At 41.4% G+C, this 15,138-nt stretch carries 18 protein-coding genes; 1 reads left to right on the top strand and 17 read right to left on the bottom strand.

The genetic code is table 11. From position 1 onward, the window contains the following. Positions 1–10: 10 nt before the first annotated feature. Together O3664_RS07670 and cdaA are read right to left on the bottom strand one after the other, a co-directional pair. Positions 11–790 (bottom strand): YbbR-like domain-containing protein, encoded by a 780-nt coding sequence (locus O3664_RS07670; RefSeq protein ID WP_033685399.1) that lies wholly within the window; start codon positions 788–790, stop codon positions 11–13. Continuing rightward, a complete protein-coding gene (cdaA, locus tag O3664_RS07665; protein WP_001011069.1) occupies positions 777–1,634 on the bottom strand; it encodes a diadenylate cyclase CdaA in 858 nt (285 codons plus the stop codon). Before cdaA ends, O3664_RS07670 begins: the two co-directional genes overlap by 14 nt. A gap of 291 nt (positions 1,635–1,925) precedes the next feature. Here cdaA and O3664_RS07660 point away from each other — a divergent pair, with 291 nt between their 5' ends. After that, positions 1,926–2,894 carry an NAD(P)/FAD-dependent oxidoreductase gene (locus O3664_RS07660; protein ID WP_033685400.1) on the top strand — a complete coding sequence of 323 codons (969 nt, stop codon included), beginning with the start codon at positions 1,926–1,928 and terminating at the stop codon, positions 2,892–2,894. Positions 2,895–3,317: 423 nt separating this feature from the next. Here the strand turns inward: O3664_RS07660 and whiA are convergent, their stop codons facing one another. The 15 genes from whiA to O3664_RS07585 form a co-directional block, all read right to left on the bottom strand. After that, a complete protein-coding gene (gene whiA, locus O3664_RS07655) occupies positions 3,318–4,229 on the bottom strand; it encodes a DNA-binding protein WhiA (RefSeq protein WP_004257845.1) in 912 nt (303 codons plus the stop codon). Next, entirely contained in the window at positions 4,226–5,203 is a 978-nt protein-coding gene (locus O3664_RS07650; protein WP_371613849.1) for a YvcK family protein, read from the bottom strand. The genes whiA and O3664_RS07650 overlap by 4 nt, the downstream gene beginning before the upstream one ends. Beyond that, complete coding sequence (gene rapZ, locus O3664_RS07645) at positions 5,200–6,090, bottom strand: RNase adapter RapZ (RefSeq protein ID WP_371613848.1); 891 nt, start codon at positions 6,088–6,090, stop codon at positions 5,200–5,202. The genes O3664_RS07650 and rapZ overlap by 4 nt, the downstream gene beginning before the upstream one ends. Before the next feature lie 51 nt (positions 6,091–6,141). Next, the gene (locus O3664_RS07640; RefSeq protein ID WP_001140420.1) at positions 6,142–6,522 is read right to left on the bottom strand and encodes a RidA family protein; all 381 of its coding nucleotides are present in this window, start codon (positions 6,520–6,522) and stop codon (positions 6,142–6,144) included. Between the two features lie 10 nt (positions 6,523–6,532). Beyond that, on the bottom strand, positions 6,533–7,120 hold the full coding sequence (gene yihA, locus O3664_RS07635) for a ribosome biogenesis GTP-binding protein YihA/YsxC (protein ID WP_000422605.1): 588 nt from the start codon (positions 7,118–7,120) through the stop codon (positions 6,533–6,535). A gap of 8 nt (positions 7,121–7,128) precedes the next feature. Beyond that, the gene (gene clpX / locus O3664_RS07630) at positions 7,129–8,361 is read right to left on the bottom strand and encodes an ATP-dependent Clp protease ATP-binding subunit ClpX (RefSeq protein WP_012972566.1); all 1,233 of its coding nucleotides are present in this window, start codon (positions 8,359–8,361) and stop codon (positions 7,129–7,131) included. A 36-nt stretch (positions 8,362–8,397) separates the two neighbouring features. Next, positions 8,398–8,568, bottom strand: coding sequence for a hypothetical protein (locus O3664_RS07625; protein WP_000442260.1), 171 nt, complete (start codon positions 8,566–8,568; stop codon positions 8,398–8,400). Beyond that, positions 8,568–9,074 (bottom strand): dihydrofolate reductase, encoded by a 507-nt coding sequence (locus O3664_RS07620; RefSeq protein ID WP_000162491.1) that lies wholly within the window; start codon positions 9,072–9,074, stop codon positions 8,568–8,570. The genes O3664_RS07625 and O3664_RS07620 overlap by 1 nt, the downstream gene beginning before the upstream one ends. Positions 9,075–9,205: 131 nt before the next feature. Next, on the bottom strand, positions 9,206–9,724 hold the full coding sequence (locus O3664_RS07615; protein ID WP_000229882.1) for a DNA starvation/stationary phase protection protein: 519 nt from the start codon (positions 9,722–9,724) through the stop codon (positions 9,206–9,208). 232 nt (positions 9,725–9,956) lie between these two features. Then, positions 9,957–11,567 (bottom strand): choline binding-anchored murein hydrolase LytC, encoded by a 1,611-nt coding sequence (lytC, locus tag O3664_RS07610; RefSeq protein ID WP_371613847.1) that lies wholly within the window; start codon positions 11,565–11,567, stop codon positions 9,957–9,959. Positions 11,568–11,604: 37 nt separating this feature from the next. Continuing rightward, on the bottom strand, positions 11,605–12,363 hold the full coding sequence (gene tpiA, locus O3664_RS07605; RefSeq protein WP_000087893.1) for a triose-phosphate isomerase: 759 nt from the start codon (positions 12,361–12,363) through the stop codon (positions 11,605–11,607). A gap of 97 nt (positions 12,364–12,460) precedes the next feature. After that, a complete protein-coding gene (locus O3664_RS07600) occupies positions 12,461–13,138 on the bottom strand; it encodes a DnaD domain protein (protein WP_371613846.1) in 678 nt (225 codons plus the stop codon). A gap of 8 nt (positions 13,139–13,146) precedes the next feature. Continuing rightward, positions 13,147–14,091, bottom strand: coding sequence for a homoserine O-succinyltransferase (metA, locus tag O3664_RS07595; protein ID WP_001122722.1), 945 nt, complete (start codon positions 14,089–14,091; stop codon positions 13,147–13,149). A 183-nt stretch (positions 14,092–14,274) separates the two neighbouring features. Then, a complete protein-coding gene (locus tag O3664_RS07590) occupies positions 14,275–14,787 on the bottom strand; it encodes an adenine phosphoribosyltransferase (RefSeq protein ID WP_023933925.1) in 513 nt (170 codons plus the stop codon). A gap of 209 nt (positions 14,788–14,996) precedes the next feature. Next, on the bottom strand, positions 14,997–15,138 hold a 142-nt coding region (locus O3664_RS07585), incomplete at its 5' end, for an LPXTG cell wall anchor domain-containing protein (protein ID WP_371613858.1).

Below are 15,138 nucleotides of genomic sequence, written 5' to 3'. Positions count from 1 at the left end.
TTTCCTATTTTTAATTCGTTTTTGAACTAGTTGCTTTCGTTGATGAAGATGTCTCCGACGAACTGCTTGTTGTTGAATTTGATGTACTTGAACTTGGTGCTACTGGTTTTGTAGTCACCTTCATTGTTGTGTCGAACGGAGTAATAACTGCCGGTAAGACAACACCATTGCGATCGATTGCCTGCAAAGGTACTGAACCACTATAATTTCCTGTAATCCGTTCGCTAGTTGGTAAAAGCGCAATAATACGATCAATTTTAGCTAGTGTTTCTTGGTCAGTTGTGACAGAAACTCGTTCGTTTGACACGGTTACACTATCAATTTGTAGCTTGGAATCAATCTGGCTTTGGTCAACTTGTGGCACAACAATCATCCCATCTCGCTTAACCTTCTTCCCAACTTTCACTGTAATCTTTTGAGGCGTTGCCACAGCAGTCAATCCACTTGGAAGATTTTCAATATTCAAGGGAACTTCAATTGTTCCAACACTGGCATCCGTCAAATCAGCAGTTACCTTAAACTTACGAGTGCTCTCCTGCATTTCGCTGGCCAAGGTCACACGATTGGCACCTGTCAGCACAACTGAAACTTCTGATGCAAATCCGCTAATGAAATACTGGTCATCATCATAGTGAATATCGATAGGAACGTTCGTTATCGTATTGGTGTAGGTTTCTGATTTGACCTGCCTTGCGGTATTGCTATTTTGAAAGTTGGTTGACGTTGCATAGATAAATAAGACACAAGCAAAAAAGAGAGATGAAATGATATATAGACTATTTTTTCTCATATTTCCAACCTCCTAGCAAACGGTCCTTGAAACTGACTTTTTCCTCAACAGCTGGCAAAAGAATTGCTCGTAGCTCTGCTTCAAATTCTTCAATCGTCAAGTCGTGCTTGAAAACACCGTTATAGGTAATAGAAATGCCTCCTGTTTCCTCTGAGACGATGAAGGTCAAGGCATCGGATACTTCTGACAAACCGATAGCCGCCCGGTGTCTGGTCCCAAACTCCTTGGAAATCCCTGTGCTTTCTGTCAAGGGCAAATAAGCAGAGGTTACTGCTATTCGATTTTCTCTGATAATCACTGCACCATCGTGTAGGGGAGTGTTGGGAATAAAAATATTGATGAGGAGTTCAGCTGAAATATTGGCATCCAAAGGAATCCCTGTCGCAATGTATTCTTGTAAGGTCCGAACTCGTTGGATGGCAACCAGAGCACCAATCTTACGAGGACTCATATATTCAACCGACTTGACAAAGGCACGAATCATTTGCTCCTCTGCACTAATTTGAGCAGTAGAAAAGAAATCTGTCGCCCTTCCCAAGCGTTCCAAACCAGTCCGAATCTCTGGAGAGAAGATAACAACCGCAGCAATAACCCCATAGGTGATAATCTGATTAATCAACCAAGAAATCGTTGTTAAATCAAGGATATTGGCCACAACCTGGGCTAATACAAAGATCACGACCCCACGCACCAAAATCATAATCTTGGTGCCAGCTATCGCTTTTGTAAAACGATATAAAATATAGGCCACAATCAAAATATCAAACAGATTGATGGCAATACTCCAAGGACTAGAAAACAAGCTAGTCCAATATTGCAGGTTGGATAATTGTTGAAAGTTCATCTGCTGTCTCCTCTCTGTCCAAACACGTTCCTTTCTATTATACCATTTTTCTGACATTTTTTTCCCTATCCTACTTCATTTTAAATTAAAGAAAAAATATGATAAAATAAACTGATACTCAATGAAAATCAAAGAGCAAACTAGGAAGCTAGCCGCAGGTTGCTCAAAACACTGTTTTGAGGTTGTGGATAGAACTGACGAAGTCAGTAACCATAGCTACGGTAAGGCGACGCTGACGTGGTTTGAATTTGATTTTCGAAGAGTATGACTAGAAAAAACAAAGGAGAAACCATGTCTCAACTCTATGATATCACTATTGTAGGTGGCGGTCCTGTCGGGCTTTTTGCGGCCTTTTACGCCCACCTACGCCAAGCAAAGGTCCAAATCATCGATTCCCTTCCTCAACTAGGTGGACAGCCTGCTATTCTCTATCCTGAAAAGGAAATCCTAGACGTACCAGGTTTCCCAAACCTGACTGGAGAAGAGTTGACCAACCGCTTGATTGAACAGTTAAACGGCTTTGATACCCCTATTCATCTCAATGAAACGGTTCTTGAGATTGAAAAACAAGAAGAAGGCTTTGTAATTACAACTTCTAAAGGAAGTCACCTGTCTAAAACTGTTATCATCGCTATGGGGGGCGGTGCCTTCAAACCACGTCCTCTGGAACTAGAAGGCGTTGAAGACTATGAAAATATCCACTACCACGTTTCCAACATCCAGCAATATGCTGGTAAGAAAGTGACGATTCTTGGTGGAGGAGACTCGGCTGTGGATTGGGCTTTGGCTTTTGAAAAAATTGCACCAACTACCCTTGTTCACCGCAGAGATAATTTCCGCGCCTTGGAACACAGTGTCCAAGCTTTGCAGGAATCTTCTGTGATCATCAAGACACCATTCGTCCCTAGCCAACTCCTTGGAGATGGAAAAATACTCGATAAACTTGAAATCACAAAAGTCAAATCTGATGAAACAGAAACTATTGACCTAGACCACCTCTTTGTCAACTATGGTTTCAAATCTTCTGTTGGTAACCTTAAAAACTGGGGTCTGGACCTCAACCGTCACAAGATTATCGTCAATAGCAAGCAAGAATCTAGCCAAGCAGGTATCTATGCTATCGGTGACTGTTGCTACTATGACGGAAAAATTGATCTGATTGCGACAGGGCTTGGAGAAGCACCAACCGCTGTTAACAATGCCATTAACTACATCGACCCAGAACAAAAAGTACAACCAAAACACTCTACTAGTTTATAGAAAAAGAACCACGAGTCACATAGGATTCGTGGTTTTATAGTTCATCGGCTAATTTGTTAGCTCATATTTCCCCCTTCTTTAACAAAAATAAAAATGCCTATCAAACTGATAAAACATGTGATATAATAGGGACGGCACTAACAATACGCCTTGGAAAAGGAGGTATTACAGATGCTAGAACTTCTCAAAATAGTACTTATCGCAGTCATCGAGAGTATCATCTCATGGCTGGTGACTCGTTGGTTAGACGATCACTTCGACAAGTAACCTTCCTGGTTAGTGCTATCTAACCCAGAAAAAAATCCCCTCAGTATTGCAGTACCGAGGGGATTTCTGTTAGCACTAAAATGCTAGAACTTCTCAATTCCCCTTTATTATCTCACATACTCTATTTAATTGTCAAGAAAGAGGTGTTTTATATCTTTATAACTCATCGGCTATCTTATTGATTTTTCTGAGTCTGTGGTTAACACCACTTTTGGTCAGAGGAGTGCTGAGACTATCTGCTAACTGCTGGATAGAGTAATCTGGGTGCTGAATTCGCAACTGCGCTACCTCCTGCAAATCTACTGGTAGATTTTCTAGGCCCATGATATCTTTGATTTTACTGATATTGTTGATGGTCTTCATGCTGGCAGAAACTGTCCGAGCGATATTAGCTGTCTCGGCATTATTGGCCCGATTTAGGTCGTTACGGGTTTCTCGTAAAATCTTAACTCGCTCAAAATCATCACGCGCCTTCATGGCTCCGATGACAATCAAGAAGTCCATAATATCTTCGGCTCGCTGGAGATAGGTCACAGCTCCCTTCTTACGCTCAAGAACCTTAGCATCCAGTAAAAACTGCTGGAGAAGAGAGGCAATCCCTTGCGCGTGGTCCAGATAAACAGAACTGATTTCCAACTGGTACTTACCTGACTCAGGGTCACGAATGCTTCCATTTGCCAAGAAAGCACCACAGAGATAAGCACGGCCTGCTTCCTCATCTGATAAAATCTCCTCGTCAATACCTGTTTCCAGACCAAAGAAGGAGTCTGCCAAGTGCAAATCACTCAGCAAGTCCTGCACCTTTTCATCTGTAAAAACAGTATAGACCCGATTCTTGCGGAGATTACTCCGTTGGTGGTGACGAATTTCCGATTTGATTTCATAGAAATGGAGAAAGGACTCATAGAGGTGACGAGCCAATTTAGCATTTTCTGTCACGACTGACAAGGTCAAGCCCGAAGTCGAAAGACCGATACTGCCAGACATTTTGATAATGGCAGACAATTCATGTCGGCTTAGATGGTGCTGACCTAGGATTTCTTCTTTTACTGCTACTGTAAAACTCATTTTCTCACCTGTATGATACGCATCAATTCGTCCACAATCAAATCCCCATCGTGAAAGGCACCCCCATTTTCCAGACGAAGGAAGTTGGATGAAATCACACGCGGAACTTGCTTACAAAGACCAGCAAAATCATGTTCCACCTGCACCAAGTATTCATCAAACCGGTTGGAATTCATGTATTCCTGAGGCACTTTTTCGATATTCACCAAGACAGTATCGATAAAAGCTCGATCCAGATGACGATGCAAGACCTCCACATGGTCGCTATCTGTAAAGTGTTCCGTCTCCCCACGTTGGGTCATGATATTGCAGACATAGGCGATTTCTGCCTTGGTTTCCAAAAGCGCCTGCCCGATTTCCTTAATCACGATATTAGGTAAAATCGAGGTAAAAAGGGAACCAGGTCCTAGGACAATCATATCACTTTCAAGAATGGTCTGCACTACTCGACGACTAGCCAGAGGCGTATCATCGTTGAGGGTATTGGTCACATAGACATGGTCAATCATGCCTGGATGGTCTGCAATATGGCTCTCTCCAGCCACTTCTGTCCCATCCTGGAAGACTGCATGCAGGGTCAAAGGATGGTCACTGGAAGGATAAATCTTCCCAGTCGTATGGAAAAATTTGCTCAATAACTGCATGGCATTATAGGTCGAACCCTGCATTTCTGACAGACCAGCAATGATGAGATTGCCCAATGGATGGCCAGCAAAGGCTCCCGCATCCTCAGAAAAACGATACTGAAAGACCTTCTCATAAAACTTAGGCATATCTGACATGGCCACCAGAACATTACGAAGATCACCTGGCGGTGTCAACTGCTGCATATTTTTTCGGAGTTCACCTGAAGAACCGCCATCATCTGCCACCGTTACGATAGCAGCGATTTCCACATCTTTTTCACGCAGACTTTTTAGAATGACAGGAATCCCAGTTCCTCCACCAATCACCGTTATCTTTGGTTTTCTCATGAACGGTTTACCGTTTCCTTTCTTCGGTCTTTGTCACGATGCCCTTCATTAACAGGCCAATTCTTGGATAAGTCCTGCGCCAAGCGTTTAGCAAAGGCCACACTACGGTGTTGCCCACCCGTACAACCCATGGCAATGGTCAAAACGGACTTCCCTTCCTTTTGGTAACTTGGCAAAATCGGCTCAATCAAGGCCAACAAATGTTGATAAAAATCTTCTGACTCAGGATGATTCATGACATAGTCATAAACTGGTTCATCCACACCCGTTTGGTTTCTCAGTTCTGGTAGGTAGTAGGGATTTGGCAAGAATCGGACATCAAAGACCAAGTCTGCATCAATTGGGATTCCATATTTAAAACCAAAAGACATGACTTCAATACGGAAAGATTGGGCTTGTTCCTGATCTGAAAACTGCTCTGCAAGGGTTTTACGTAGCTCACGTGGAGTGAGTTCAGTCGTATCCACCACATTTTGGCTCATATTTTTCAAAGGTGCCAAGAGTTCACGTTCCAGTTTGATTCCATCTAAAATACGACCGTCTGCTGCTAGTGGGTGACTCCGTCTGGTTTCCTTGTAACGAGCGACCAATTCCTTATCAGCTGCATCCAAAAAGAGAATTTTAAAGTCCAGTTCTTCCTTGTTTTCCAACTCATCCAAAACATCTTGAATCTCTGAGAAGAAAGAACGGCTACGCATATCTACTACCAAGGCCAACTTATGGCCGTCTTCCTTTGTTTCCACCAACTGCAAAAACTTAGGCAAGAGAGCTGGTGGCATATTGTCAATAGTAAAATAACCCAAATCTTCGAAGGACTGAATGGCAACTGTTTTCCCTGCACCACTCATTCCTGTCACAATCACCAAGTGAAGTTGTTTCTTTGTCATCTTTTTCTCCTTATATCAAAAGAAGTTTGGCAGAACCAAACTTCAACTAGCTTATCCAATCTCTGCGATGACTTCGATTTCGACTTTTACATCACGAGGAAGACGAGCTACCTCCACAGCTGAACGAGCTGGAAATTCCTCTTTAAAGGCCGTTTGGTAAACCTCGTTAAAAGGAACAAAGTCGTTCATATCACTCAAGAAACAAGTTGTTTTGACAACATGGTCAAAGTCAGTTCCTGCCTCTGCCAAAATAGCACCAATGTTTTTCAAGACTTGTTCTGTCTGTTCTTGGATCGTTTCTCCAACGATTTCCCCTGTTTCAGGAGATAGGGGAACTTGACCGCTAGCAAACAAAAGGTTGCCAACGATTTTTCCTTGAACATATGGTCCGATAGCCTTTGGAGCTTTGTCTGTATGAATTGTTTTTGCCATTTTCTTTTCCTCACAATTTTTCTAAGATTGCATCCCAAGCTTCATCCATCCCTGCCTTGCTGACAGATGAAAAGAGGATAAAGTCGTCACTTGGGTCAAAGTTTAATTTCTTTTTGATTGCTGATTCGTGCTTGTTCCATTTACCACGAGGAATCTTGTCCGCCTTGGTCGCCACAATGATGACTGGAATCTCATAATACTTGAGAAATTCGTACATCTGCACATCATCTGCTGACGGGTCATGACGAAGGTCAACTAGACTGACCACTGCACGGAGATTTTCCCGAGTCGTTAAGTACTCCTCAATCATGCGCCCCCACTTTTCACGTTCCTTTTTAGAAACACGGGCATAGCCATAACCAGGCACATCCACAAAGCGCATCTTGTCGTCGATATTAAAGAAGTTGAGAAGCTGGGTTTTACCAGGTTTACCTGATGTTCGGGCTAGATTCTTACGATTCAACATAGTGTTGATAAAGCTAGACTTGCCAACATTCGAACGCCCTGCTAGGGCAATCTCTGGCAGTTCATCCTGTGGATAGTGGGATTTATTAGCCGCACTGAGCAAGATTTCAGCATTGTGTGTATTAAGTTCCATAGTCACCTCTAGGCTGTTTCTAGGATTGGTTTATCTGTTCCATCGACAGCTTCTTTAGTGATGCGGACCAATTTCACATTTTCCTGACTCGGTACTTCAAACATAACGTCCAGCATAGTTTCTTCGATAATCGAGCGAAGACCACGCGCCCCTGTCTTGCGTTCAATGGCCTTATTGGCAATCTCTTGAAGGGCTTCGTCGTCAAATTCCAACTCGACATCATCATAAGAAAGCAAGGTTTGGTATTGTTTTACCAAGGCATTTCTTGGCTCTTTCAAGATGCGAACCAAATCATCAACCGTCAATTGTTCAAGAGCTGCAAAGACTGGCAAGCGTCCAATCAACTCTGGGATAATACCGAATTTTTGAATATCTTCAGCGATGATTTCTTGCATGTAGGAGCTGTTTTCATCAATCGCTTTATTATTTTGACCAAATCCGATGACTTTTTCTCCAAGACGTTGTTTGACGATTTCTTCAATGCCATCAAAGGCACCACCCACGATGAAGAGGATATTTTTAGTATCCACTTGAATCATCTCTTGTTGCGGATGCTTGCGTCCACCTTGAGGCGGCACGCTAGCAACAGTTCCCTCGATAATCTTGAGAAGAGCTTGTTGCACCCCTTCACCAGAAACATCACGTGTGATTGACACGTTTTCGCTCTTCTTAGCAATCTTGTCAATTTCATCCACGTAGATAATCCCACGCTCTGCACGTTCAATGTTAAAATCAGCAGCCTGCAAAAGTTTGAGGAGGATATTTTCCACATCCTCACCCACATAACCAGCCTCAGTAAGAGCTGTCGCATCTGCAATGGCAAAAGGCACATTCAAGCTCTTAGCCAAGGTCTGGGCCAGGAAAGTTTTCCCTGAACCAGTTGGGCCAATCATCAAGATGTTTGACTTCTGCAAATCCACATCTTCCGACTCTTCACGCGTATCGTGGAAATTGATGCGTTTGTAGTGGTTGTATACTGCTACTGCTAAAGCACGTTTGGCACGATCTTGACCGATTACATAGTGGTTCAAGATATGGAGGAGTTCGATTGGTTTTGGAACTTCAGACAAGTCTGCCAAGACTTCTTCCGCCAACTCCTCTCGAATGATTTCCTGAGCCAACTCCACACATTCATTACAGATAAAGGCGTTGTTGCCTGCGATTATTTTTTGTACTTCTTCTTGGCTTTTGCCACAAAATGAGCAATAAACCATCATATCATTATTCCTATTTGTAGGCATGATTTCCTTCCGTTCTATTCTATACTGTCATTCTATCTAAAATAAGGTCATGTAAAAAGCATGGATACTATTGACCAAATTGGTAAAGGCATTTAACCAGAGCAGGACAGAAAGTCCATAACGCTTTTTACGAAAAGCCTGTGCTCCTGCAAGCAAGCAGACCAAACACAGCATGGCTGTGAAAAAACCAAATATACTACGTTCCATTAGACTTCCTTTCTCTTGCGGTATTGGATGGTAAAATCATAAGGATTTTTCTCATCTTTGGTATAGGATTTGCTTGAAACTGTCTCAAAAAGAGACAAATCAAACTCCTCAGGGAAATAGGTATCTCCCTCCACCCGAGCATGAATTTGAGTCACAATCACTTCGTCAAGGTAGGGTTCAAAAGCCTGAAAAATTTGCTTCCCACCGATAATATAAAGATTCTTTTCTTGAGCCTGATACCAGTCCAAGACAGACTGGACATCCTGAAAAGTAGTAACCCCGTCTATCTTTTCTTCAGAATTACGCGTCAAAATCAGAGTTTCCCGTTGTGGAAGCAAGCGACGCCCCATCCCATCAAAGGTCACACGCCCCATCAAGATAGCATGATTCAGAGTTGTTTCTTTGAAGTGTTGCAGTTCTGCTGGCAAATGCCAAGGCAGGCGATTTCCCTTACCAATCACACCCTCTTCATCCTGGGCCCAAATAGCTACGATTTTCTTAGTCATGCTTCCATCCTTTTCACTGATAGTACTATTTTATCAAAAAACTCAAAAAAAGACTGGTTTGGAATAGCTTACAGAATAGAAAAAAATCTGTAAGAGGCATCCTACAGATTTTTATATGATTATTCTATTTCTTACAAACCAGGTGCTTGTCCAAGTTCTGCGGCAAGCATCCAGATTGTTTTATCAGTTTCAGTTTTAGCATCTGTAAAGATACCGTTTGTCACATCGTCACCTTCTTCATCAGTAACATCCAAACCTTTTTGGAAGAGTTCTGACAAGTAACGGTAGATAGCAAGGACACGTTCCAAGCTTTCTTCAACATTACGGTATTCACCAGCTTCTTCTTCGATTTCACTGTTTTGAAGGAATTCTGTCAATGTAGAGAATGGGCTACCACCAAGTGTGATCAAACGCTCACTGATTTCATCCAATTGACCATCAAGAGCTTCCATATACTCATCCATTTTTGGATGCCATACAAGGAAACCACGACCACGCATGTACCAGTGCACTTGGTGCAAAGCAACGTGAGCTACATACAAATCAGCAACAGCTTGGTTCAATACTTCCTTTGTTTTTGCCAATGCTACTGGCGCTGCTTTTGTTAATGATGTTACGTCTTTTACTGCTTCTTTTTTCAATTCTACCATTTTATTTTACCTCATTCATTATTATTTGTAACCACTTCTTAATGATTACTACCTTAGTATACTACTAAGGAAAACCAATAGCAAGCCAAATGACTCACATGAGAAAAGTTGCAATAGACTGATAATTTAAGAATTTTTTAGAATGAAACCCAGTCACTTTCAAACTCTCTTAACAGAGATAAAATAAAGAAAAGAGCATACAATTTGTAGGCTCTTTTCTCAGTTTTACATCTTAATACCAGACGCTAACATCAACATGACCCCGAATCCCTTTAAGAGAGTCAGATGAAGTATATTGCCATCCTTTTTCTCCTGAATAATGAGGATTGTTCCAATCAAGCGCATCCGTATAAGCTGCAACCCAGTTTACATGTTGTAAAATATTTGGATGATTCAAACGAGTTTGCAAAAGTTGACGATAGCTATAAACTTTCACATTTTGATAACCTGCTTTTTTCATGGTTTCCATATACTTATTGATGATTTTAACCCAAGTGTCTGTATCTGCTGGAGCTTTCTTAGATTTATTTTCATACTCCCAGTTTTCAACATCATAGTAGATTGGATAAGATAAGTTCATCTTGTATTTCTTCAAGAGTTCAATAGTCTGCTTGGCATCATTCTCAGCATCTGTTTCATTTTCTGCATAGGTATAAAGATAAACACCATAAGGAATGCCTAGTCGATTAAATTCTTGAATATTATAAGCCAATTCCTTATCTTCTACACCGCTATATCCCAAGCGAACAATAACGCCATCAACCCCATTTTCCTGGATAACCTTTTTCCAATCACTAATGCGGCCATTATGCTCACTGACATCAATAACCTTCTTAGCACGGTCAGTTCCGACCTGTTCTTCACGATGGTTAAAGAAATAACGGTGTCCATTTCGATAAACCCAACCAACATTCAAGGCTTTCTTTTCTTTCAGTTCCCCTGAATCAGCAAAAGTATAACGAGTATCGTCCATGATTAACTCACCTGTTGCCATGACACCACTTTCAGTAAGATAGTAGTTTCCATGCCACTCATCTTGAGCCATGTATCCCCACTTCTTGAAATAATACCACTTTCCATCAATCTTTTGCCACTGTTCATTAGCATAAGAACCATCTGCCTTAAGATAGAACCAACTCTTATAATGATTATCATAAAGCCATTCGTTTTGCATCATGGCACCTTGACCATTCAAGAAATAATTTCCTTGCCACTGACTTTTAGCCATATAGCCCCACTTCTTGAAATAGTACCATTTGCCATTGATTTTCTGCCATTCTTGTTCTGCATAAGAACCATCTGCCTTGAGGTAGAACCAGCTCTTATAATTGTTATCGTAAACCCATTCATTTTTAGCCATGTAACCACCCGCTTTGAGGTAATAGTTTCCATGCCATTCTTTTTGAGCATAACGACCATCTGCTTTTATATAGAACCAACTATTGTAGCTAGTATCGAAAATCCATTCACTCTTAGCTTTTGAACCATCTGCTTTTACATAGAAGTCACCTTCCCAATGTGCTGATGTTGAATTTGGCTTACTTTCTTCTTTCTGACTACTAGCTCGCGTCTCTTTTACTTCTTCCTTTTTCTCTGGACGCTGACTAGAAGAAGTCTCAACCTTTTTCTCTTCTTCTTTTTGACTTGTAGTCGTTTCTGATTTCTTTTCTTCTACCTTACTAGAAGAAGCTTGAACACTGCTTTCTTCCGAAGATGCTTTCGCTTCAGCTTCATTTGCAGCCACCTGATTAACGATCAATCCAAGCAAAAAGGCACTTGCTAATCCAATTTTTCCAATCTTTGTTTTCAATCTTTCCTCCCTTATAAAAAATGGAACAGACATCTGAATGCTGTTCCACCTAGCTTTTGCTACTTACTAATTATTTTACAAAGTCAAGCAATGCCAAGAAGCTTTCAGCTTCAAGTGACGCACCACCAACAAGGGCACCGTCAACGTCTGGGCAAGCCATGTATGAAGCAACGTTTTCAGGTTTAACAGAACCACCGTATTGAACACGAACTTTGTCTGCAACTTCTTGACCAAAGTCAGCAGCTACAACGTCACGAACAACTTTACACATTTTTTGTGCGTCGTCTTGTGAAGCTGATTTACCAGTACCGATAGCCCAGATTGGCTCATAAGCGATAACTGAGGCAGCGACTTGTTCAGCAGTCAATCCAGCCAATGCAGCAGATACTTGAGCACCTACAAACTCAGCAGCTTTACCAGCTTCGTAAGTTTCAAGTGATTCACCACAACAGATGATTGGAAGCATACCGTTTGCAAAGATTGCTTTTGCTTTTTTGTTGATATCTTCGTCAGTTTCATGGAAGTAGTCACGGCGTTCTGAGTGACCGATAACAACGTAATCAGTACCGATTTCTTTCAAAACTTGTGGGCTAGTTTCACCAGTGAAAGCACCTGCATTTTCAAAGTAGCAGTTTTGAGCAGCAACTTTAAGGTTTGAACCTTTTGCAGCAGCAAGAACAGTTGTCAAATCAAGAGCTGGAGCTGCGATACCTGCTTCAACAAGATCTGATGAAGGAAGTTTTGATGCAACTGCTTCAACGAATGCTTTAGCTTCTTCTGGATTTTTGTTCATTTTCCAGTTACCAGCGATAAATGGTTTACGTGACATTTCACATACCTCTTTTTTCAATTTATTTTCTATTTATTTTATCACAATTAGACACAGCTTGCAAATCTTACTCGGATTTCAAGCCTGCTTACATGGATTAATCCTTCCAGAGATCCATGGCATTTCTGAAATCTGCCGATACCTGTGTCAACTGAGGGTTGCTTGCTTCTCTCTCTGCCCGCTTGGCCTCTATTTGAGCCACACTTTTAATGCCTTCATGGCGCCAATTTCTCAAAATCGCCTGAATGTACTTCCAGTTTGATTTTCCATTCAAAACAGCTTCACGAAGAGCTTCCTTAATCAAGTCAGCACTGGTTCCATCTTCCTTAAGAGTCTTGGTCAAATCCTCAATCTCAAAAGGGGTCAACAAGCGTCCCAATTCCTGCTGGAAGGTTTCCACCAAATCTTTGAGCTGGTTTTGAGGTGTCAACTGGTCTGAACTTGAATGAGCTGCTCCAAGCAGGTCATCCAAACGTTCCAATGCCAAACTAGCATCAAAAAGCAATTCTATTTCACCATTCAATTCGATCGTTCGATACTGAAGTAGTCCCCTCTCCGTCAGATTGGAAATAGCCTGATTGACATCCGAAATTTCCTTGCCAATCCTTTCAGCAATCTGGCTTGGCGACATTTCTTCCAAACCTGTCGTATTTTGCAAATAGAAAAATTGCCAGACTAAAAAATCATCGCTGGACGGAAAGAGTTCCTTAAAATGCAAGAGCAGGGCACTCGGTAAAACCAAGTTCCCTGATTTAAAAGCGTCTAAATATGTCATAATTCCTCTTATAAATACCCAAATGCAGAAGCATCATCTTCTATTTTTCTCCAGTCAAAAGGGGTTTCCTGATAGACGGCATAGTTCACCCAGTTACTGAAAAAGAGGGCTGCTGATGAAGACCAACAAAGACAAGGTGTCTGGTTGACATCGTCATCCTTAAAGTAATTTTCTGGAATATGTGGATCTAAACCTGCATCACGATCTCGGAAATATTCATTTGCCAAAGTATCACGGTCATATTCCAAATGCCCAAAACTATAAATTTCTCGTAAATCACGACTAGCCAAAATCGAAACCCCAACCTGAGGTCCTTCTGATAAAATCTCGAGATTGGTTTTATTTAAGACCTCTTCCTTAGAAATCTCCGTATGCCGTGAATGAGGGGATACATAGCTATCGTCAAAGCCTCTAAAGAGAAGGTGCCCTTCCTTTAAAGTATCCTGAGGATAGATACCCGATAACTTACTGTCCATCTGGTATTTTTCCACTCCATAACGCAGATAAAGTCCCGCCTGAGCACCCCAGCAGATATGAAGGGTCGAATAGACATGGGTCTTGGACCACTCAAGCACCTGACTGAATTCCTCCCAATAGTCCACTTCCTCAAATGGTAAATGCTCAACTGGAGCACCCGTAATAATCATCCCATCAAAATACTCATCCTTGACTTCAGGAAAAGTTTTATAAAAGGTCTCCATGTGCTCTGAACGAGTTGTTTTAGAACGATGGCTCTCCATATATAGAAAATCAATATCTAATTGTAAAGGTGTGTTAGCCAAATGGCGCAATAACTGGGTCTCTGTGACCATTTTCTGTGGCATGAGATTTAAAATTAAAATCTTCAAAGGACGGATATCTTGGTGGGCAGCACGTTGATCATCCATGACAAAGATATTCTCTGTCCGTAAAATCTCAACAGCTGGCAATTTTTTATCAATTCGAATCGGCATAACCCTCTCCTAGCTGTACTCTTTCAGGAATAATTGCATATGTTTGAATCCAAATTTCAAACACCTAGTCCTTTTATTATACTGCAAGAAGATATAGTTTTCAATTATAGTTTTTCTCTAACTAGCTATAGTCTATTTTTATATCCTAATGTAGAGAAAACAGCCCTAGGGACTGTTTTTTCATTAATAATGCATAAGAACTTTGTAATCGTAGTCACCGATTTTTTCACGGCCGTTCAATTCATCCAATTCAACAAGAAAGGCACACCCTGCTACAATACCACCAAGTTTTTCAATCATCTCGATAGTTGCCTTAACAGTTCCACCTGTTGCCAAGAGGTCATCTACGATCAGAACACGTTGACCTGGCTTAATAGCATCTGCGTGCATAGTCAAGGTATCAACACCGTACTCTTTTTCATAGTCAGCAGAAATAACTTCGCGTGGCAATTTACCTGGCTTACGAACAGGTGCAAAACCAATTCCCAACTCAAAGGCAACTGGACAGCCCACGATAAAACCACGAGCCTCAGGTCCCACGACCATGTCGATTTTCTTGTCAGTTGCATACTGAACAATTTCACGAACAGCGTAGCTATAAGCATTCCCATCAGCCATCAAAGGACTGATATCACGGAAGGTAATGCCTTCCTTTGGATAATTTTCAATTGTTGCAATGTAATCTTTTAAATTCATCTTTTTCTTTCTTTCAAAGTTTTTACTCTTTATTATACCATATTTTCTCCAAAAGAAGAAAGTATAATCATTATTTCCTAACTAAGAGCCCTGATTTCGATATCCACTCTGTAACCCCCGTGACAACAGCAAAAAGCTGATGAATCATTCGATTCATCAGCTTTAGGGATGATATGTTTATTGCAAACAAATCATATCAATTAGAAAGCTTAGTCTTCTTTCTTCTTGCGAGCTACAAGACCAAATCCGCTCAATACTCCGAGAAGTCCAAGTGCTGCAAGGCTAGCATTGTCTTCTGTACCAGTATTTGGCAATTCGCGCTTAGCTTCAGCTTTTTTCATTGCTGTTGCT

It is taken from the genome of Streptococcus sp. 27098_8_109 (genome assembly GCF_041432295.1).
In the GTDB taxonomy this organism is placed as follows: Bacteria; Bacillota; Bacilli; order Lactobacillales; family Streptococcaceae; genus Streptococcus.
Note: the sequence above shows the minus strand (reverse complement) of the source record. Positions and strands in the feature narration are given on the sequence as shown.